At 66.6% G+C, this 20176-nt stretch carries 10 protein-coding genes; 6 read left to right on the forward strand and 4 right to left on the reverse strand.

The window, feature by feature from the left end; all coding sequences use genetic code 11:
• The first annotated feature begins 56 nt into the window (after positions 1–56).
• Positions 57–1247: a TerC family protein gene (locus tag BLV94_RS17465; RefSeq protein ID WP_072937493.1), complete on the forward strand. Its 1191-nt coding sequence runs from the start codon at positions 57–59 to the stop codon at positions 1245–1247.
• 97 nt (positions 1248–1344) lie between these two features.
• Here BLV94_RS17465 and BLV94_RS17470 read toward each other — a convergent pair whose 3' ends face one another.
• Positions 1345–1788 (reverse strand): SPW repeat protein, encoded by a 444-nt coding sequence (locus BLV94_RS17470; protein WP_072937494.1) that lies wholly within the window; start codon positions 1786–1788, stop codon positions 1345–1347.
• A gap of 176 nt (positions 1789–1964) precedes the next feature.
• On the opposite strand from BLV94_RS17470, the gene BLV94_RS49585 reads away from it, so the two are divergent.
• Both BLV94_RS49585 and BLV94_RS17475 read left to right on the forward strand, forming a co-directional pair.
• Complete coding sequence (locus BLV94_RS49585) at positions 1965–2123, forward strand: hypothetical protein (protein WP_167372168.1); 159 nt, start codon at positions 1965–1967, stop codon at positions 2121–2123.
• A gap of 42 nt (positions 2124–2165) precedes the next feature.
• Complete coding sequence (locus tag BLV94_RS17475; protein ID WP_072937495.1) at positions 2166–2477, forward strand: hypothetical protein; 312 nt, start codon at positions 2166–2168, stop codon at positions 2475–2477.
• A 22-nt stretch (positions 2478–2499) separates the two neighbouring features.
• Here the strand turns inward: BLV94_RS17475 and BLV94_RS17480 are convergent, their stop codons facing one another.
• Positions 2500–13317 carry an amino acid adenylation domain-containing protein gene (locus BLV94_RS17480; RefSeq protein WP_072937496.1) on the reverse strand — a complete coding sequence of 3606 codons (10818 nt, stop codon included), beginning with the start codon at positions 13315–13317 and terminating at the stop codon, positions 2500–2502.
• A 406-nt stretch (positions 13318–13723) separates the two neighbouring features.
• On the opposite strand from BLV94_RS17480, the gene BLV94_RS17485 reads away from it, so the two are divergent.
• The 3 genes from BLV94_RS17485 to BLV94_RS17495 are packed head-to-tail and all read left to right on the forward strand — an operon-like array spanning position 13724 to position 17677.
• Positions 13724–15556, forward strand: a complete 1833-nt coding sequence (locus BLV94_RS17485) for a DUF4012 domain-containing protein (protein ID WP_072937497.1) — start codon at positions 13724–13726, stop codon at positions 15554–15556.
• Positions 15557–15605: 49 nt separating this feature from the next.
• A complete protein-coding gene (locus tag BLV94_RS17490; protein ID WP_072937498.1) occupies positions 15606–16571 on the forward strand; it encodes a glycosyltransferase family 2 protein in 966 nt (321 codons plus the stop codon).
• Positions 16568–17677 (forward strand): polysaccharide pyruvyl transferase family protein, encoded by a 1110-nt coding sequence (locus tag BLV94_RS17495; RefSeq protein WP_072937499.1) that lies wholly within the window; start codon positions 16568–16570, stop codon positions 17675–17677. Before BLV94_RS17490 ends, BLV94_RS17495 begins: the two co-directional genes overlap by 4 nt.
• Here BLV94_RS17495 and BLV94_RS17500 read toward each other — a convergent pair.
• Together BLV94_RS17500 and BLV94_RS17505 are read right to left on the reverse strand one after the other, a co-directional pair.
• Positions 17668–18969 carry a lipopolysaccharide biosynthesis protein gene (locus tag BLV94_RS17500; protein ID WP_072937500.1) on the reverse strand — a complete coding sequence of 434 codons (1302 nt, stop codon included), beginning with the start codon at positions 18967–18969 and terminating at the stop codon, positions 17668–17670. The two genes, BLV94_RS17495 and BLV94_RS17500, sit on opposite strands and share 10 nt — an antisense overlap.
• Entirely contained in the window at positions 18963–20174 is a 1212-nt protein-coding gene (locus BLV94_RS17505; protein ID WP_072937501.1) for a Coenzyme F420 hydrogenase/dehydrogenase, beta subunit C-terminal domain, read from the reverse strand. Before BLV94_RS17505 ends, BLV94_RS17500 begins: the two co-directional genes overlap by 7 nt.
• Positions 20175–20176: the final 2 nt, after the last annotated feature.

The following is a 20176-nucleotide window of genomic DNA, read 5'->3' on the forward strand; positions in this document are numbered from 1 at the left end:
GTGCGCGGGGCTACGCTGACGAGCAGAGCATTCGCTTCGACGGAGAGGCAGAAACGGTGCATGTAACTCCCTTCGCCTGGATTCTGACGATCGTGGTGATCGTCGCGCTGCTCGCGTTCGACTACTTCTTCCACGTCCGCCACGCGCACATCCCGACGCTGAAGGAAGCGGCGATCTGGTCGTCGATCTACGTCGGACTCGCGCTGCTCTTCGGTGTCGCCGTCCTGATCTTCGGCGGCGTCGACATGGGCACGGAGTACTTCGCCGGCTACGTCACGGAGAAGGCACTGTCCGTCGACAACCTCTTCGTCTTCCTCATCATCATCTCCAGCTTCCGGGTGCCGCGGGAAGACCAGCAGAAAGTGCTGCTGTTCGGCATCGTGTTCTCGATCTTCGCCCGGACGGGGTTCATCTTCCTCGGCGCCGCGCTCATCAACTCGTTCGCGTGGGTGTTCTACTTCTTCGGCCTCATCCTGCTGATCACCGCCGGCAACCTGCTGCGACCCGAAACCGAGGACTCGCACTCGGCCGACAACTTCATCATCCGCATCGCGAAGAAATTCATGCACACCACCGAGCAGTACGACGGCGACAAGCTGTTCACCGTCGAGAACGGCAAGCGGATGATGACGCCGATGCTGCTGGTGATGGTGGCGATCGGCGGCACCGACCTCCTGTTCGCCCTCGACTCCATCCCCGCGATCTTCGGTCTCACCCAGAACGTCTTCGTCGTCTTCACCGCCACCGTGTTCTCGCTGATGGGCCTGCGGCAGCTGTACTTCCTGCTCGACGGTCTCCTCGACCGCCTCATCTACCTGTCCTACGGACTCGCGGCGATCCTCGCGTTCATCGGGGTCAAGCTGATCCTGCACGCACTGCACGAGAACAACCTGCCGTTCATCAACAGCGGCGAACCGGTGAACGTCATCGAGATCAGCACATTCGTGTCACTGGGCGTCATCATCGGCATCCTCGTGATCACCGTGATCGCGTCGCTCGCCAGCAAGAAAGGCAGGGCGCAGTCCACCATCGCCGGCGCCCGGCGGCACGCCGTCAACTACCTCGACCTCGACTACACCGCCGACCTCGCCGAGCGCGAACGCATGTACGACAGGTTGATCAACGAGGAAGAACAACTCAAGAAACTCGACCCGAAATTCAAGAAGATGGTCCGCGAGGAAACCGCACTCCTGGACCTCATCAAACGCGCCCACGGAGAGCACGACGCGTTCCTCAAACAGAACTAGCCGAACGCGGGACCAGCTGAACGCAGTCGAAGCGCCCACCGGATCCGGCGGGCGCTTCTTCGGCTCGTGCCCCATCCCCATGCGGGCACGTGCGTGTCTACCTCCTCCTCATCCTCATGCCGCCGTCCGCCATACCCATGGCGGTGATACCGAGACCCAGCAGACACACGACGATGCCGCAGACCACGTTCGACCAGATCATTCCCGCCGTGGTGGTTACTCCGACGACCAGCCACGGGCTGACGATCATCCACAGTCCGAGCAACGGCGCGACGAATGCCATGCCGTGCGTGCGTGAGTAGGCCGACGTGAAACCGACGGCAAGCAGTGCCACCGCAATACCCGACAGCAAGTTGCACATCGCCAGGCCAGACTGGCTTGCGAACCCGACAATCCACGGCGACGCCGCCATGTACAGGCCTGCCATGAACATCAGGCCCTCGGTGACCTGTGTCATCGGCTGTTCCGAGACTCGGTCGTAGCGAGCCCGCAACTCGGCGATATCAGGGTGTCTCTCGATCGACATACCTGGTGTCGTCATCACCCACCTCCTTGAAAAAGAGAACCAATCCCTATCGAGGGGGTGCCCCGAACTCGCTACGGCAAACCGGCGATGACCAGGTAATTTTTCCGAATTTCCGCTACCGACCAGTCCCCACGGACGGCGGCGCATCCGACGCCCTTGGGCACGCGTCCGGGGGCGGGCATACTCGATGTGTGTGGTGGATTGCCTGGGTCCTGCTCGCGTGGATAGCACTGTCGGTGCCGCTCGCGATCCTCATCGGGAAAGCGATACGGCAGAAAGACCTGCACGAACTGCCCGCCAAAGAGGACGCGACAAGTAAGAACGACCCTCCCGACCGTACGGTTGCCTGACGCGCCGTGCGCGATCCCGATGCAGCTTGGAAGAATGACGGGATGGCGCTGCCCTTCTATCCACTCGTGTTCATGCACTTCCTGTTCGCGGCGACCACACTGTGCCTTGCACGCCCCTCCAGCCTGACCGCCGGCGCCACCGTCGTCGCCGCGGTGGTCTGGATCTTCGGCAACGGCCCGCTCGAGGGCCAGGTGCTCTGGGAATTCGACGCCACCCACGGCCTCACGGTGTCCGATCTCCTGTCCGTTGCGGCGCTCGCGATCGCCGTATGGACGTTCGCGACCACCGGCGACCGCCCGTGGGTGCGGCGAACCACGCGGCGCCGCAGGAAGCTACTTCGTTCCCGGTACTGAGCGGCCGTCTGCGACTGTCGAGCTATCTGCGCCTCAACGCCGATCCGACCACCCGCAGCACGCTAGGTGACGTCATGTGCCAGTGCGCGCTGTCGACGGTGCGGTTCCGGACGGCGCCCGTCACATGGGGCGCCCAACTCGTGGCCGCCGCCGATCCCGTCGGATCGTCGCGACCCGCGGTGAAGAACGCGACGTCGCCACGAAAGACCCCGGGGGTGTGGTGGTCCAGCAACGCGCACGTGTGCGCCGCACTCTCGATAAGCACCCCGATCTGGTCGCGGCCGAGAACGGCCATGGGCCCACCCGCCGCGGTGGCCAGCAGGTCTACCGCGGATTCGGGTGCCATGTCCGCGACGGCCGCCGGCACGTCGCCCTCGACACCGATTCCCGCCAGTAGGTCGCTCACGCTCAGCGGCATCTCGGTGTCCCTCGAGGCCGGTTGCTGCGCGTAACTGTCGAGCATCACGACGGTCGCCACTTCCTCACCCGCAGCCTGCAGTTGCACCGCGACGGCATGCGCGAGGACGCCGCCGAGCGACCAGCCCAGCAGGTCGTACGGACCGTCGGTCTGGATCCGGCGGATCTCCTGCACGTACCTCGCGGCGAGGCCGTCGATCGACGTCGGCGGCGTGTCCTCGCCCGCGATCGCCGGTGACTGCAGGCCGTAGATCGGCCGATCGGGATCGATCCTCGACGTCAGACCGGTGTAGCACCAGGCGAGTCCCACGATCGGGTGGATGCAGAACAGTGGGCGCCCCTCCCCCGCAGTCCTGATGGGGAACACCACGTCGAGCGCCCCGTCCCGTTCCGGGTCGGCTGAGCTCATGCGGGCGGCGATCGAACTCGGCGTCGGATCCGTCATCACCGTCTGCAGCGACACCGCAACACCCGTGGACGCCTCGAGGGCACGCACCACCCGCACCGCCGTGAGGGAGTTTCCGCCCAGCTCGAAGAAATTGTCGTCGGCACCCACCCGCTCGACGCCCAGCAGCTCACCGAAGACGGTGGCCACCGCGACCTCGGTGTCCGTGCTCGGGGCGCGGAAGGCGCGCGGTTCGAAGCGTGGTTTCGGGAGTGCACGCCGGTCGAGTTTGCCGGCCGACGCCAACGGCAGCTCGTCCAGAATCATGATCTGCGACGGCACCATGTACGACGGGAGCCGCTCTCGCGCAGAGGCCGTCACGTCGTGAGTATCGATCTGCAGGCCCTGCTCGGCGACGACGTAACCGACGAGGTGGTCACCGCCCCGTTCGTCGGAGACCAGTGCCACGGCTGCCCGGGACACACCCGCGGCCGCCTCCAGCACCGCCTCGACCTCCCGCAGTTCGATTCGCAGTCCACGCAGCTTGACCTGGAGATCGGTGCGGCCCAGATACACCAGCTGACCCTCTCGGGCCCATTTCACGCGATCACCGGTGCGGTAGAGGCGGGTTCCCTGCCGCCCGAAGGGGTCGGCCACGAAGCGTTCCGCGGTGAGCGCGCTCCGCTCCACATAGCCGCGGGCGAGTTGGTCGCCACCGAGGTAGAGCTCACCGGCAACCCCCACCGGGACCGGACGAAGCCACGCGTCCAGCACGTACGCCTGGGTGTTCCGCACCGGCGCACCGATCGGCACCCGCGCCTCCACGGATTCGCGCAGCTCGAACGCGGTCGTGGTGATCGCCGCCTCGGTGGGACCATACGTATTGTGGAATGCGCCCGGCCGCAGAGCGATCACGTCCTCCGCCAGCTCGGCCGGCATCTCCTCGCCGCCCACATACAGGTGCCGCAGCGAGGACAGTGTCTCCCCCTCGCCCGTCGCGAGGAACGCGGCCAGCACCGACGGCACGAAATGCATCATCGTGATCCGGTGTTCGCGGATCACGGCGGCCAGATAGTCGAGTTCACGATGCCCGCCGGGGCGCGTCACCACCAGCCGGGCACCCACGACCAGGGGCAGGAAGACCTCCCACACGGACACGTCGAAGGTGTACGGCGCCTTGAGAATTCCGCGATCGTTCGCGGTGACCCCGTACTCCTCGGTCAGCCAGCGCAGCTGATTCACGATCGCGGCGTGACTGACCGTCACACCCTTGGGTCGGCCCGTGGATCCCGACGTGAACAGAACGTAGGCCGTGTTCTGCGGCCGCAGCGGGCGCACCCGGTCGGCATCGCGGATCGGGTGCGCATCGAACCCGGACAGATCGACGGTGTCGACGTCGACGTGCGCGACGCCGGGCGGCAGGCAGCCGCGGGTCCACGAGGTGGTGAGCACCAGATCGGGTGCCGCGGAGTCCAGCACGTCGGCGATACGCCCTGCCGGGTGTTCGGGGTCGATCGGCACATAGCCGCCGCCGGCGCGGAGGACGGCACACATTCCGACGATCATCTCCGTCGACCGTTCGAACACGAGCGCCACGAGGGAGTCCGGGCCCGTTCCCCGCTCCACGAGTATTCTCGCGAGGCGGTTGGCCCGCGCGTCGAGTTCGCCGTACGTCAGCACTTCGTCCTCGAACGCGACGGCGACCGCGCCCGGGGTGCGGGCCACCTGGGCATCGAGGAGATCCACCAGAGTCGCCGTGTCCGACGCCGCGTCCGTCGCATTCCACGCCCCCAGCATCCGGGCCGTCTCGTCGCCCGTCAGCAGCGACACGTCGCAGACCTGTTGCCGCGGTTGCGTTGCGAACGCCTCGACGACGCGGATCACACTCCGCGCGAGCCGTTCCGCCGTCTCGGAGTCGAACAGTTCGGTGGAGTACGTGAGGCTCCCGGCGATGCCGGCAGGGGCACCGTTCGCGTCGTAGTTGTCCGAGAGCGAGAAGTCGAGGTCGAACTTGGTGACGTGCGTGTCGATCTTGAGCGGCGCGAGGGTCAGACCCGGCAGTTCCAGTACCGCCGGCGCCTGGTTCTGGAACGCGAGCATGACCTGAAAGAGGGACGAATATGATTGGGAACGAACCGGGTTCAGAATCTCGACCAGACGCTCGAACGGTACGTCCGCGTGCGCCATCGCGTCCAGATCGGTCTGACGAACCTGTTCCAGCACGTCGAGGAGGGAGGCGCCGGGATCGATCTCCGTCCGCAGCACCAGCGTGTTGACGAACATGCCGACGACGTCGTCGAGCACCCGCTCACCGCGGCCCGCGACCGGTGTGCCGATCACGATGTCCGAGGTTCCCGTCACCCGTGCCAGCAACACCGACAGAGCGGCGTGTACCACCATGAACAGTGTCGTATTGTGCTGCTGCGCAATCTCACCGAGACGGCGATGGGTGTCGGCGTCGATGGCCACCGGCGCGGCGGCACCCCGATGGGTACGCACCGCCGGGCGTGGGCGATCGGTCGGCAGTGCGAGGAATTCGGGGATCCCCGCGAGCGTGCGCGTCCAGTAGTCGAACTGGGTCGCCGCCAGAGAGTCCGGGTCGTGTTCGTCGCCCAGCACCTCCCGCTGCCACAGCGCGAAGTCGGCGTACTGAACCTCGAGCGGCGCCCACCCGGGGCTTTCCCCCCGCGTCCGCGCCAGATACGCCGTCGCCACGTCCCGGCCCAGCGGTGCCATCGAGACGCCGTCCGCACTGATGTGGTGCACCACGACGACCACGATCAGTTCGTGTTCGCTGACCTGGAGAAGTCGCGCTCGGATCGGGACCGAGGCCGAGACGTCGAATCCCCGGGCGAGGACGGAAAGCACGTGAGCGTCCACGACGTCCGCCGTGACGGTCATCGGGGAGAGGTCCAGTTCGACGCGTTCTGCGGGCAACACGACCTGCACCGGTTCGCCGTCGTGTTCCGGGAACACGGTTCGCAGCGATTCGTGCCGTTCCAGCACGTCGCGCAGCGCCTGCTGCAGGGCGGGCACGTTCAGGTCTCCGGTCACCCGAACGGCCAGCGGGATGTTGTACGCCGGGGACGCCGGGTCGAAGCGGCTCAGGAACCACATCCGCTGCTGCGCAGGCGACAGGGGAACATGTTCCGGACGGGGCCGCTGCGACAGGACCGGACGGTTGCCCGTGCCGAGCAGCGTAGACACCTCCTCGGCCAGCGCTTCCACCGTCGGTGCCTCGAACAGCATCCGGACCGGCACGTGCGCGTTCAACGCCTCACCCAACCGTGCGGCCGCCTGCGTCGCGATCAGCGAGTTGCCGCCCAGCGCGAAGAATTCGTCGTCCAGCCCGACCTGCTCCACGGCGAGAACCTCGGCGAACACGGCGACGACGGTCTCCTGCACCGCCGACTCGGGTGCCCGGAAGACCCGCGACTCGAGTACCGGCGCCGGCAGCGCCTTCACGTCGATCTTGCCCGAGGGGTTCAGGGGAAACGCGTCGAGCACCACGATTGCGGACGGCACCAGGTACGACGGCAACACGTCTTCGAGTCTCTTGCGCAACAACTCCACATCGAGGGAACCGCGGGGCACGACGTACGACACCAATGCGTCGGCTCCTGCCGCGTTGGGCCGTGCCACCGTGATCGCACCGTCGACTTCGGCGACCCGGCTGATCACCGCGTCGACCTCCCCCGGTTCGATGCGGACACCACGAATCTTCACCTGGCGGTCCACTCGCGCGATGAACTGCAGATTGCCGTCGGCGCGACGATGCACCAGGTCGCCGGTGCGGTACATGCGGACACCGCCTGCCGCCGCGACGAAACGCACCGCGGACCGCCCGGGGTCGCCGACGTAGCCGCGGGCCAGCCCGGAACCGGACAGGTACAGTTCGCCGATCGCACCGACGGGAACCGGGCGTAGCCGGTCGTCGAGGACTTGGCCGGTGGTGCCGGAAATCGGCCCGCCGATGGTCACGTGGCCGTCGACCGCGGCAAGGGTGGCCACGACGGTCGACTCCGTCGGCCCGTAGGCGTTGAGCATCCGCCGGCCGTCGCTCCACGCCGCGGCGAGATCCGGATGCAGCGCCTCGCCGCCGACCGCGACGACTTCGATGTGCTCGAGCCCGTCCACGCTCAGCGAAGACAGCACCGCCGGTGTTGAAAGGTAATGGCTCACCCGGTGTTCCACAAGCACCCGCTGCAGATCCGGTCCCGCATACACCTCGGCGGGGGCGACCACCAGGCAGGCACCGGAACCGAACGCGAGCAGCGCCTCCAGGAGCGCGGCGTCGAACGTGGGGTTGTAGGCGTGGAGCACCCGCGAGTCCGGCGCGACCCGGTACCGGCGCACCGCTTCCCCGGTCAGCGAGGACACCCCGCGGTGCGGCACCATCACGCCCTTGGGCGTCCCGGTGGAGCCCGACGTGTAGATGACGTACGCCACCTCGTCCGGATGCACCGGAACATGCACCGGCGGAACCCCGTTCAGATAGTCGCCCGCCGTGACCGGCAGCCACGTGATCCGGGAACCGCCCACCGGCATCGCCCCGACCCCGATGCACACGTCGGCCTCGGTCAGCACCCGTTCCAGACGTTCCGCCGGATGCGTCGGATCCACCGGGACGAAGGCGGCACCGGTCTTGGTGATGGCCCACAGTGCGATCATGAAGTCCACCGACCTCGGCAGGGCGAGCGCGATCACGCGGCCCGGGCGCGCACCCGCGTCGATCAGGACATGCGCGAGCGAATCGGAGCGTGCGTCGAGGTCACGGTAGGTGAGGGTCACGGTGCCGTCGGAGAGCGCCTGCGCGTCCGGGAAGTCGCGGGCGGTGCCGGTGAGAATGTCGGACAGCGTTCTCGGTGCCGACGGTTCGCCGCCGTCGAGGACTGCGCCGGCAGCGAGGCCGATGCTGCCCACTTCGATCCCGGGACGGTCGGTGCCCGCGGCCAGGACATCCACGAACAACTCGGCCAGCGACCGGACGGTGGCGGCGTCGAACAGCGAAGGCGTGTAGGTGACCACACCGTCCACTCCGGCGGGATCGTGATCCGACCAGCGCTCCGAGTACGTGAACGCCAGATCGAACGGCGTCGGAACGGTGCCGTTCTCGGACGTCGGCGTGAGCGCGAGCGACACCTGCGGCCGCTCGCCACCGAGCAGGTCGGCGAGTGCCTCGAACGGCACGTCCGCGTGCTGGAACGCCGCAACGTCGAAGCTCCGGACCTGCTCGAGGACCTCGAGAAACGACATGGCGGGGGTGACGCGGGTCCGCAACGCCACCGTGTTCGCCCGGTCTCCCGTCAGCCCCGCCTCGCCGCCGATCACGATGTCCCGGTGAACACCGATGCGGGCGAGAAGGATTGCGAGAGTGGCCCGCAGCACCGTGAACAGCGTCACGCCCTGTTCGCGCGCCAGCCGTGCGGCGGCCTCGTGGCGATCGGAGTCGATCGAGAACTCGTGCACGCAGTCCGACGGAGACGCAATTCCCCCGACCATCCGGTCCGTGGGCACCGGCGACGACGAACCGACGCCGCGCAGCGCCCGCTGCCACCGTGCGAGGCTGCTGTCGCCGGACGAGCGGGGCAGCCGCTCCAGTCGTCCGTCGACGTACCGCCCCCGGTCCCCGGTGCGGTACATCCGCACTCCCCCGGCGTCCCCCGTACCCGTCGGCACGAACGGGTCGGCCACGAACCGTCCGGCGGTACTCGGGGGCCGACGGTGAAATCCCCGGGCCACCTGCTGGCCTCCCACATACAGTTCCCCGACCGTCCCGGGCGGGACGGGTCGCAACGCCCTGTCCAGCACGTAGACGCGGGACCCGGCGTCGAGGTAGGTGGGTTGCGCGGGCCCGCGCTCTCCGCGGTGGGGCCCCACCGTTCCGCCCTCGACGAGTGGCGCCCACAGGTCGGCGACGACGCCGTCGCCGTCGTTGCCCGACCGCACCCGCGCCAGGACATTCGCGTGGGTCACCGCGACCGGTTCCGAGCCCACGGGGCAGAGCACGTAGGCGACCCGGTCCGGGTGGATCGGTCCCGGTTCCGGTGCCGTGACGTCGGGTGCGCCGTCTTCGCCGAACTCGACGTCGTCCAGCAGGACGGTCGGGTACCCGCCGTGCGGAATCGCGTCGGCGTCGGCGCGACTGATCAGCATCAGGGTGGGCACCACGTCGGCCAGCAGGTACCGAATGCGTTCGGTCGGGTGGTCGGGGCTCAGGGGCAGGCAGGTCGCACCCGACCGCAGCACGGCAATGTGGGCGACCACGCTGTCGACCGGATTCGACAGTCCGACCGCGACGATGCTCGAATCGCCGATCCCGGAGCCGTTCAGTGCCCGCGCCAGAACGGCGGACCGGCGGTCGACCTCGGCATAGGAGACCGCCTCCCCACCGCACGTGACGGCGACGGCGTCCGGGCTGTCGGTAACGCGCCGGCGCAAGACCTCGGACAGCGACGCGACGTCGTGCGCAGAATCCTGCGTTCCCCCGACGGCCAGGGCCCGCTCTTCCGGTGTCAGCAGGTCGATCGCGCTGAGCGCGACGCCAGGGTTCTCGGCGACCACCACGAGGAGTCGGTGTAGCCGCCGGGCCCACTGCTCCACCGTCCGCCGCTCGAAACGGTGCGCTGCGTAACGCAACACCCCCTCGAACCGGTCGCCGTCGAGTCGGCCACGCAGCGTCACCACCAGATCCAGGCCGTCGAACTCCCGTTCCGGCTCCGCGTCCACCGACAGCATCACCTGGAAGAGCGGGTGACGGCCGGTCGAAAGTTCCTTCCCGGCAACGTCGACCACGTGCGTGAACGGCACGTCGCCGTGTGCTCGGGCGGCCTGCTCGACGCGGTGCGTCTCCAGCAGGAACTCATCGAACGTCAGTTGCGGATCGAGTCTGCTGCGCAGCACCAGCGGCTCGCAGTCGTCGCCGCCGGTGTGGCCGTCCGGGAGGACCGCTCCGATGGCGAGGTCGTCCGCACCGCTCACGACGGACAGCAACACCGCGACCACGGCGTGGACGATCGTGAACGGTGAGACCGCCTGTTCGGCCGCCAGTTCGTGCACTCGCCGGCACAGGGCGGGCTCCACGGCGAACGGAACCCGGCCGCTGAACGCCCCGGCATCGTCCGAGACTTCACGGGCTTCCGGCAGCGACAACGGCGGCAGGCACTCGAGTTGCCTTTTCCAGTAACGCAACTCGTGGTCGTACGGCGCCGGAACAGGCAACGCGGATCGATCGACCTTGCCGCTCGGCGTGAGCGGCACGGCATCGAGGACGGTGACCGTCGACGGCACCATGTACGCCGGCAGTCGCTCGGCCACCCCGGCGAGCACGTCGTCGGGGTCCAGGCCGGTGCCGTGAACATAGCCGTCCACTGCCAACTCGCCGTTCCGGTCGTGGGCCACCGCGATCGCCGTGTCGACTCCCGGATGCCGGCCGAGAACCGCAGTGATCTCGCCCAATTCGACCCGGAATCCGCGGATCTTCACCTGATCGTCGGCACGATCGACGAATTCCAGCTCGTGGTTCTTCGACCACCGCACGAGATCGCCGGTCCGATACATGCGCTGCAGGTCGGTCGTGAACGGGTTCGCGACGAAACGTGTCGCGCTCGCACCCGGCCGCTCCAGGTATCCGCGACCCACCCCGGGACCGGACAGATACAGCTCGCCCACCACCCCTGCCGGCACGGGCTGCAGGAAGCGGTCCAGCACGACTGCCGACACTCCCTCGATCGGTCGCCCGATCGTGGGACGGGAACCGGGGACCAGCGGCTCGGTGGCCGTTGCCCACACGGTGACCTCCGTCGGCCCGTACAGGTTCAGGACCGTGCGGTCGACGCCCCACCGCGCCGCCAGTTCCGGCGGGCAGACCTCACCTGCTACGGCGAGTACCTCGAGGTCGGGCAGTCCGGCCGGGTCCATCTGTGCCGGGATGGCCGGTGTCGTGGTCCAGTGGGTGATTCGCTCACGGCGCAGCAGGTCGGCCATGGCCTTTCCTCCGCGCACCGGCGGCGGCGCGATCACCAACGTGGCGCCCGCGGTAACCGCGACCAGCAGTTCGTGTATCGAGGCGTCGTAGGAGGGCGACGCGCACATCAGCACCCGCGACCGGGAATCCGCCGCGTAGAGACGCCGCACTGCGGCCGCGTGATTCGCAAGTCCTCGGTGCGGCATCGTGATTCCGCGCGGCGCCCCCACCGAGCCGGACGTGTAGATGACGTAGGCGGCATTGTCCAGCCTGACGGGATGTGCCAATTCCGCATCGGCGACCGGTGTGCCGTCCCCCGGGGCGTCGGCGACATCCACCCAGCGGACACCCGTGGGCACCACCCCCGGATCGACGGCGACGGCGATGGTGACGCCGGATTCGTCGATCATGTGCGCGACGCGTTCGGCGGGATAGTCCGGGTCCACCGGGACGAACGCCGCACCACACCGCGCGACGGCCCACACCGCCACCACCTGTTCGATCGAGCGCGGCAGCATCAACGCAACGCGGTTGCCGACGCCGACCCCTTGTGCGAGCAGTCTGCGGGCGAGCCGATTCGATCGCTCGTGCAGAGCGCGGTAGGTCATCTCGACGTCGCCGCAGCGGACCGCGACCGTGTCGGAATCCACTGTCAGGTCCAGCAAGTCCGGAAGTTTGAGCGGGTCCGCCGACGCAGGACCGTCGAGAGGGATCAGCGCGTCGAGTTCGTTTCGGACGAGCAGCGGCAGGCTACCCACGGCCGCGTCGGCGTCCGCGCCCACGAATCCACCCAGATAGTCCAGAAATCTCGCGTGGTGGCCCGCGAGTTCTTCTCGCTCGTAGACGGCGGGGTTGCCCTCGAAGTCCACGCGGACGTTCTGCCCGGCCGCACCGGGATAGATCGCCACCGCGAGGTCGTCGACCGGACCGGCCGTGAGAACGTTCAATTCGCCGAGTACGTCACCCCACCACGTCTCGGTGTGAAACATCATGATGTTGACCATCGGCCCGAAGCCGCGGCCGACGCGCGACGTCGACCGCATGTCGTGGAGTATGTCTTCGTAGCGGAAACGCTGGTGCCGCAGCGCACCGGTGAGTTCCAGTTGGACACGACGCACCAGGTCGTGTGTGGTCCCGCGTGGATCCACCTCGATCCGGAGTGGAACGATGTTGGCCACGCTGCCACCCGAACGGCGCGCGCCCGCGGTGGTGCGGGCCGACACCGGAAGACTCAGCACGACATCCGAATTGCCCGTCATCCGCGCGAGGAATGCCGCGAACGCCGCGACCACGATCGGCACCTCGAACGAATTCCACTCCTGCGCCAGCGCTTTCAGCTCGTCGACGACGACCGGGTCCATCACCTCGCTGGCGAGCAACGACACCGCCGACGGGGCGCTGTCCCGGTCGGTCAATCGGGACGGCTCGGGCAGGTCCTTCGTTCGTTCGGACCAGTACTCGCGGTCGATCTCGAAGCGGCGGGACCGCGGGTACGCATCCTCGGATTCGTACAGTTCCCGCAGCGGCACGGCCTTCGACACGGGAGCCTCCGTGCGATCCACCGCATGCGTGTACAGCTCGGCCACCCGGTTCATCAGCACCATGGCGCCGTAGCCGTCGAGGATCAGATGGTGCGCGAACGTGGTGAGGAAGTAGTGGTCGCCGCCGACGTGCAGCAGGGTCGCGGAGATCAGGCGATCCCGGTACACCGACATGGGCCTGCGGCGGCGCTCGTCCATCCACCGGTGCGCCTGGGCCACCGGATCTTCGTGGGACCGCAAGTCGATGTACGCGAGTTCGTCGTCGATCGTCTCGTCCGCCAACTGATACGGCTCACCCGCGTGGTCGACGAGCCGCACACCGGGTGACTCGATGTCGAACGAGCCTTGCTCGGACGCCCATTTCAACGCGCCGACGTCCACCGGCCCACGGAGCTCGACGTACTGCGCGACGAGTATGGCAACGGTCGGGTCCAACTGCTGCGCGAACCACAACCCCTTTTGGGCATGCGAGAGCGGGAAGGCACGCGAATCGAGTTCACCTGCAGCCTTACGCGGGAACCCCGAGCCCACTATCCGTCCCCCCGATCTACCACTTGCCGAACGGCCCGAACGCGGGCCGTATACGTATAGGTGTTGCAGCGGAAATCGTTACAGTGACCCTACTCGCAGTCCCAGCACGTTCGCAGCGCTCACGTAGCGGTTACCGGCAGCATTCCCGCGCGTACTCGCAATACTGCATCCAACCACCTCCGAACAGGAACGTGAAAGCACATACCCTTACTCTTCTATCGGAACAGACACGGACAGAGGAGAATACGGCGTGCCGCAGGTCCACGAACTTCGCCGGAAACGGGACGGCGGCAGCGGAAACTGCCGTCATGACACGATCAGCGGCCGTCGTGGGCAGCCCTTCCGCGACCGACAGTTCAGCTACGCGACCAGAAACCTCATCCTCGATAGCTAGGAGCAGACCCGAATGGACGCGAAGTCGCCCAACAACTCCCACAGCGACGGTCCGACACCCGCTGAGGCACCGACGGAACCGCGCCGCTCGACCGTTCGACGGCGGGTACTGATCGGTGTGGGCGTCGGCGCCGTCGCTGTCGTCGCATGGTTCGGGTTCTCGGCCTGGCAGGTCCAGCACAACCTCACCGGCGCGCGGGACAACGCGCAGCTCGCCAAGAATTCACTGCTCGACGGCAACACCGAGGGTGCCCAGCGGGCGGCGGCCGAAGCCCGGGAACGGGCCGCAGACGCCCAGGACAATCTGCATTCGGCCCCCTGGAGTTCCCTCGCAGCCGTCCCCGGGCTCGGAGCACCGTTCGAATCGGCGCAGCAGATGTCCGACGTCGTGGTCGGGCTCACGCGTGACGTCCTCACCCCGGCGGTCGACGTCGGCGTCGCGTTGTCACCCCGGGATCTGGTCGGCGAGGGCGGCAACGTGCAACTGCAACCGCTGCGCGACGCCGCCCCGACATTGCAGGAAACGTCGATCGCAGCACGGAACCTGGCCACCCAGGCGCAGGGCATTCGCGGCGCAGGGTACGTCGGCCTGGTGGACGATGCGCGAACCGAACTGCAGAATCGGACCGACGACGTGGCGAAACTCCTGGAGAACACGACGATCGGCGCCAAGGTACTTCCGGCGATGCTCGGCCTCGACGGACCTCGGAGCTACTTCCTCGCCTTTCAGACCAACGCCGAGGCACGCGGCACCGGCGGACTCGTCGGCGGCTACAGCGTCATCCGGGCCAGCGACGGAAAACTGGGCATCGAGAAGCTCGGCAAGAACTCCGAAGTGACCTACGACAAGCGCCCGCTCGATCTCGGCCCCGACTACAAGAGCATGTACGGCAACTACAACCCCTCGGTCGACATCCGCAACAGCAATCTGAGCTCCCACTTTCCGTACGCCGGCCAGATCTGGCAGTCCATGTGGGCGCAGGAGTCGGGCGAACGAGTGGACGGAGCGATCGCGACCGACCCGGTGGCGCTGAGCTACGTACTGGCCGCCGTCGGCCCGGTCACCCTGCCCGACGGCGAGGTCGTCGACGCAAGCAACGTCGTCGAACTCACCGAATCCACCGCCTACACCCGGTTCATCACCAACGAGGCCAACTACACCGAAGACAACGCCGAACGCAAGGAATACCTGCAGACCATCGCCGGCAAGGTCGTCGAGAAGATGACCGGCAAGATCGAGTCACCTCAGCGACTGCTGGACGCGGTCGGTCGAGCCGCCGGGGAGCGCCGCATCGCCGTGTGGAGTTCCCACCCGGAAGAGCAGGAAATTCTCGCCGGCACCACGCTGGGATACACGGTGCCCGAAGACCCCGCCCCGTACGCCGGCGTCGTGATCAACAACAACGGCGGCAACAAGCTGGACTACTACCTCGACCGCGAGATCGACTACACCGCCGCCGACTGCACGGGCGACACCCGCACGTCCGCAGTCACCGTGCGTCTGACCAACAACACCCCGGACACCAATTTTCCGCGCATCGTCGCAGGCACGTTCAAGGACAAGCCCCTGCCGTACGGCACCAACCTCGCCATGGTCTCGCTACTGTCGACCAACGGCGCGACCCTGACGAAAGCAAGCATCGACGGCAAGCAGTCGTTCGCCATTCAGGGAAATGAACTGGGCCACCCGGTCTTCACGGTGCCCGTCACCATCCCGAAGGGCGCAACCGTCGAACTGCGATACGAACTGAACGAGCCCACCGCACCGGGTGAGGCGCGGGTGCCGATCCAGCCGCTCGTCGATGATCCGAAAGTGACCGTCAATGCACCAGCGTGCGGCGGATGACCCTTCCGCTCGTGTCATGCACCAGCCGCGCACCAATCGAAGGAAAGCAATGAGCGAGCCGCAGGTTTCCGTGGTGATAGTGACCTACAACAGCGAGGCCGTCATCGGCGATTGCGTTCGCCCACTGTCCGGACAGGACGGAATCGAACTCATCGTGCTGGACAACGCATCCACGGATCGCACGCTGACAGTTCTCGCCGAGGAAGCGCCGGACGCCGTCGTAATTCGGAGCGAGGAGAACGTGGGGTTCGCCCGGGGAGTCAACCGTGCGGCACGCGATGCGCGGGGACGAGCGATACTGCTGCTCAATCCCGATGCACGCATCTCCCCTCGGGACGTACTCGCGCTGGCGGCCATCTTCGACGAGTCGCCAGAGGCCGGGATCGTCGCACCCACGCTCATTCAACCGGCCGGACGCCTCCGGATCCGCGAAGGCGGAAAGAGACCCAACGTGGTCAGCGTGTTCAACCACTTCTCGGGCCTGTCGCGACTGTCGCACAGACATCATCGTTTCGAAGGTCTGTATCTCCTCCATACTCACGATTTCGCAACTCGAGAGCTGGATTGGGTGTCCGGAGCGTGCATGATGGTCCGCAAGCAGACATGGGACGAATTGGGCGGACTCACCGAGAGATGGTTCATGTATGCGGAGGACCTGGAGTTCTGTCTTCGCGCACGGCAACACGGCATGCGGATCATCATGAGTGCCGAGCAGTCGGGAACCCACGTCGTCGGAGGCAGTACAGGCCCCACTGCATCGACAAGACCGAATCCTGCATGGGTGATCAATCTCTACGATCTGTACAAGTGGAAGATGGCGCGGAATCGTGTACAGAGTGTGGCGTGGAAGGCTTCCGTCGCTGCGGGCTTACTGTCGAGATCGGCGGCGTTCTACGTGAAATCGCTCGGCGCACCGGAACGATCGGTGCTGTGGCGGTCCGAGTCGCACAAGTTCCTCTGGTACACCCGTTCACTTCTCGCGCAATCCAGCAGAATCGATGAGGCCGCGACATGACCACTCCGAATCCGCGAATCCTCGTGCTCTGGGCCGATCGGGATTCGACGAATCTCGGCCTTCGCGCCCTGGCGGAGGGAACGGAGTCGATAGTCGAACGGAGGTGGCCGAACGCCGAATTGACGTTCCATACTCAGGACAGCGACGATACCCCGCTCAGCAAGCGGAGCGTGCTCCGGGACATCTTCCGCTCACGCGGACCGATCAAGCGGGAACTCTCCCGATACGACGCGATTCTGGATACCGGCGCCGGCGACAGCTTCACGGACATCTACGGGCTTCGACGCCTCATCTTGATGGCTTATGTGCAGCGCGTCGCCGCACGGCTGGGAGTGCCGATCATTCTCATGCCCCAGACGATCGGCCCTTTCGACAGCAGGCTCGGGCGGATGATCGCGACGAGATCCCTCCAACGGGCCACCCGCGTGTTCGCCCGCGATCCGGTCAGTCTCGAGTACGCGAAACAGCTGGGACGGCAGTCGACGTCCGAGTCGACGGACCTGGTGTTCGCGCTGCCGCGTGCAGATCACACCGGCGGTGTCGAGCGGGACGTGGTGATCAACGTCTCCGGGCTTCTCTGGCACGAAAACCCGCACGTCGACTACGAAAGCTATCGTCGATCCGTCACAGCGCTGATCGATGGACTGCTCCAACGCGATCGCAGAGTCAGCCTCCTGGCACACGTCCTCGATTCGACTGTGACAGACAACGATGTACCGGCAGTCCGAGAACTCGGCAGGCACTTCGGAGACTCGGTCGAGATCCTCGTTCCGGACTCCCTGACATCGGTTCGCGGCATTCTCGCCACGGCCGACGTGGTCGTCGGTGCGCGCATGCACGCGTGCCTCAACTCGCTGTCCGTGGGTACGCCGGCGATTCCCTGGGCGTACTCGCGCAAGTTCGCACCGCTGATGGATGCGCTGGGGTGGAGCCTGCACGTCGATCTGAGAACGACTGCGGATCCCGCTCGCGACACCCTCACGCTCATCGACTCGACGGACTTCACCGTGGCACGCACCCGGGTGCTGCAACTCCTTGTCGGGACCGATTCGAGGATGGACGAACTCGGCGCCACCCTCGGTGACACAGTCATCCGTCAGACATGATCGATGTGGCCCTTCGTCACGACGGTGAAGGCTTGACGGAGGTCACCGGCGTCAAACAGCAACGACGTGGCAGTCAGTCGGAGAGCACGCACGCTCGCGACGGTCGTCAACAGCCAACCCGCAACAGACGCCAGCGCCGCCCCCGCGCCGCCCAGAGCAGGTCCCAGAACGAACATCGATGCGACACTCAGGCCCAGCCCGACAAGCTGCGCGGCGGTCATGAGGACACCTTTGTCCTGCGCCACAAGCATCTGGGATGCAACGTAGTTCACGGTGAGAAAGACTGATCCGCACAGACAGATCAGAGTGATCGATACCGAACCCCGGAAGCCCTCACCGAAGATGAGTGGAATGAGCACGGGCGTCGCGCATGCCAACACTGCGACAGGCACGACAGCGGTCAGGGCGGTGATGCGAATCGACAACGCCGACAGGCGCATGTTCGCCTCCCCTGCCGAGGCAGCGGCATCCCGGAACATTACGGACGCAATCGTGTGCCCCAGGGTCATCGGCAAGCTCGCAACTGTTATGGCGATGGCAAACAATCCCGCATCGTGAGCCCCGATCGCGACCACCGCGATGATCTGAGGAAGCGTATTCGCCGCCGTCTCTGCGGCTTGGCTCCCGGAGAAGGCAATGCTTTCCCGCGCCAGTGGACGAAGGCGGGACCTCGGTCCACGCGGCGATATACGCGTGAGGTACACCCCCATGAGGGTGGACAGAAGTGTGCTCGCAGCCGCACAAACGAGTACCCACGGCAGCGTCAGGCTTCCGAGAATCCATCCGAGGGCGACTCCGAATGTGAGCGCAACTGGTTGCGTCGATTGCAGGAGCGCGATAGCGCCGTATCGCCGGCCTCCGATCAACACACTCTGAAAGCACAGTGTTGCGATGAATCCAACGGAACAACCCATCCCGAGGATGAACGCCCTGGCACTGTCGGGATCGAGCTCAGTGACGACATACCGCTCGAGCAGGAAGCCGACCGCCACTGCCACGGGTACCAGGAACGGCAGAACCACGTATACGGCACGCAGCGTCGCTTCCGGAGCGCCTGTCGACGCACGCCGACGCACGGCAAGCGGCAACCCCATCCCCAGAACTACCGGCGCGAGAATCATGGCGGCGAAGCAGGCGGAATAGAGTCCCCGCCCTGCGGGTCCCAACTCTCGCGCGATCACCGGAGCAGTGATCAGGGGCGAAAGCTGGACGATCAGCCGCGTCACCGCAATGATGCTCGGCGACTGGACTACCGCCGAGATCTTCGTCCGCGCATCGCTACCAGCTACCATCGCCGGGCCCGTCGAAATGTTCCGGCCGTGGCACGCAGGGTTCTGACCGGTGATCGCAACGACAGCCGCCACAGGCGGAAGCCGCGATACCGGGGCGTCGGGTGTCCCGCCAGCCTGCTTCCCGCCAGACGTCCCAGCAAGGTGGCGCGCCGAACCACCTGGAACGGTTGCACAGCCGCAACATCGTCCGGGTCGACGGCGCGGACCGAGATCACGCCGTCCTGAGCGGCGCGCCGGATGACCTCCTCTCCTCGCCTTGTCCTCGCGATCAGAACGCTGAGCCCATCCTGATCGGTGAAGTCGGGGTAGCCCTTGGCGTCCGCTCGCCAGAAGTCACCGGCAGAGATATCCGCGCTTTCGCCGACGCCGTCCGGACACAGCTTGCAACGCTGCTGGACCGCCGGCCCGAGATGCTTCCCCCACGAGTCGTCATAGGTCGTCCGAACCGAGTTGCCGCGTACATCCTCCGCGTAGAAGTCGCCTGGCCAGCCATGCCCCCGATAACGCACCGCTGCCAACTCGGCGTCCTCGTCCACGCCGAGCCCGCGGATCAGGGAGTCGGTCGCGTGCTGACTGGGTACACCCGCGCAGAAGAAGGAAAGCAGCAGCGGTGGCTGTTGATCGCGGGACTTCGCAAGCGCTCTCAGCGCAGCTATCTCGCAGGGCTTCCCGACGACGGCTGACCCTGGATTGTCGATGTCGGCCACCGCCGCATTCGCGGTGGGTGCATACCGGGAACCGGCGGCCCGGACGACATCCGATCTCGTCCGAACCGCGCTCGATTCGGTCCTCTCGGGACCCGATTCCGAGGCGGCGGCGACAACGACACTGTCGATCTGCCCGGTGGCGAGCAACCATTCGTTGAGAGCCGTGAGGGTGCCGCCACTGCTTCCCGCGAATCGGATGTCCTCGTCGAAGGCGTAAGCCTCCCAGATCGACACGATCGGGCCCAGGAAATCGTGACGGGTGGCATCTACTGGGCGCTGTGCCGTCACGGAAATACCGGGACACGACCTGCGGAACTCCACCAAGGCCGTCGGGTCGGTTTCCGAAGACTCGGACGAGCTCACCCGGGGACGGATGAATCCGTCGTCTGCGAGTGCCAGGGCAACATCCTTGTCGAGCAGCGCACATGCCCCACAACCGGAACAGTTTCCGCGTTGCACGACCTCCGCGATCTCGACGTGCAGGAGGTTCCGGTGCATGA

This window comes from Rhodococcus koreensis (assembly GCF_900105905.1).
GTDB classification, from domain to species: domain Bacteria; phylum Actinomycetota; class Actinomycetes; order Mycobacteriales; family Mycobacteriaceae; genus Rhodococcus_F; species Rhodococcus_F koreensis.

Coding starts and splice junctions, on each gene's coding strand:
- BLV94_RS17470 (WP_072937494.1), bottom strand. CDS start 1,788: ATGACGACACCAGGTATGTCGATCGAGAGACACCCTGATATCGCCGAG.
- BLV94_RS17475 (WP_072937495.1), top strand. CDS start 2,166: ATGGCGCTGCCCTTCTATCCACTCGTGTTCATGCACTTCCTGTTCGCG.
- BLV94_RS17485 (WP_072937497.1), top strand. CDS start 13,724: ATGGACGCGAAGTCGCCCAACAACTCCCACAGCGACGGTCCGACACCC.
- BLV94_RS17490 (WP_072937498.1), top strand. CDS start 15,606: ATGAGCGAGCCGCAGGTTTCCGTGGTGATAGTGACCTACAACAGCGAG.
- BLV94_RS17495 (WP_072937499.1), top strand. CDS start 16,568: ATGACCACTCCGAATCCGCGAATCCTCGTGCTCTGGGCCGATCGGGAT.
- BLV94_RS17500 (WP_072937500.1), bottom strand. CDS start 18,969: ATGGTAGCTGGTAGCGATGCGCGGACGAAGATCTCGGCGGTAGTCCAG.
- BLV94_RS17505 (WP_072937501.1), bottom strand. CDS start 20,174: ATGCACCGGAACCTCCTGCACGTCGAGATCGCGGAGGTCGTGCAACGC.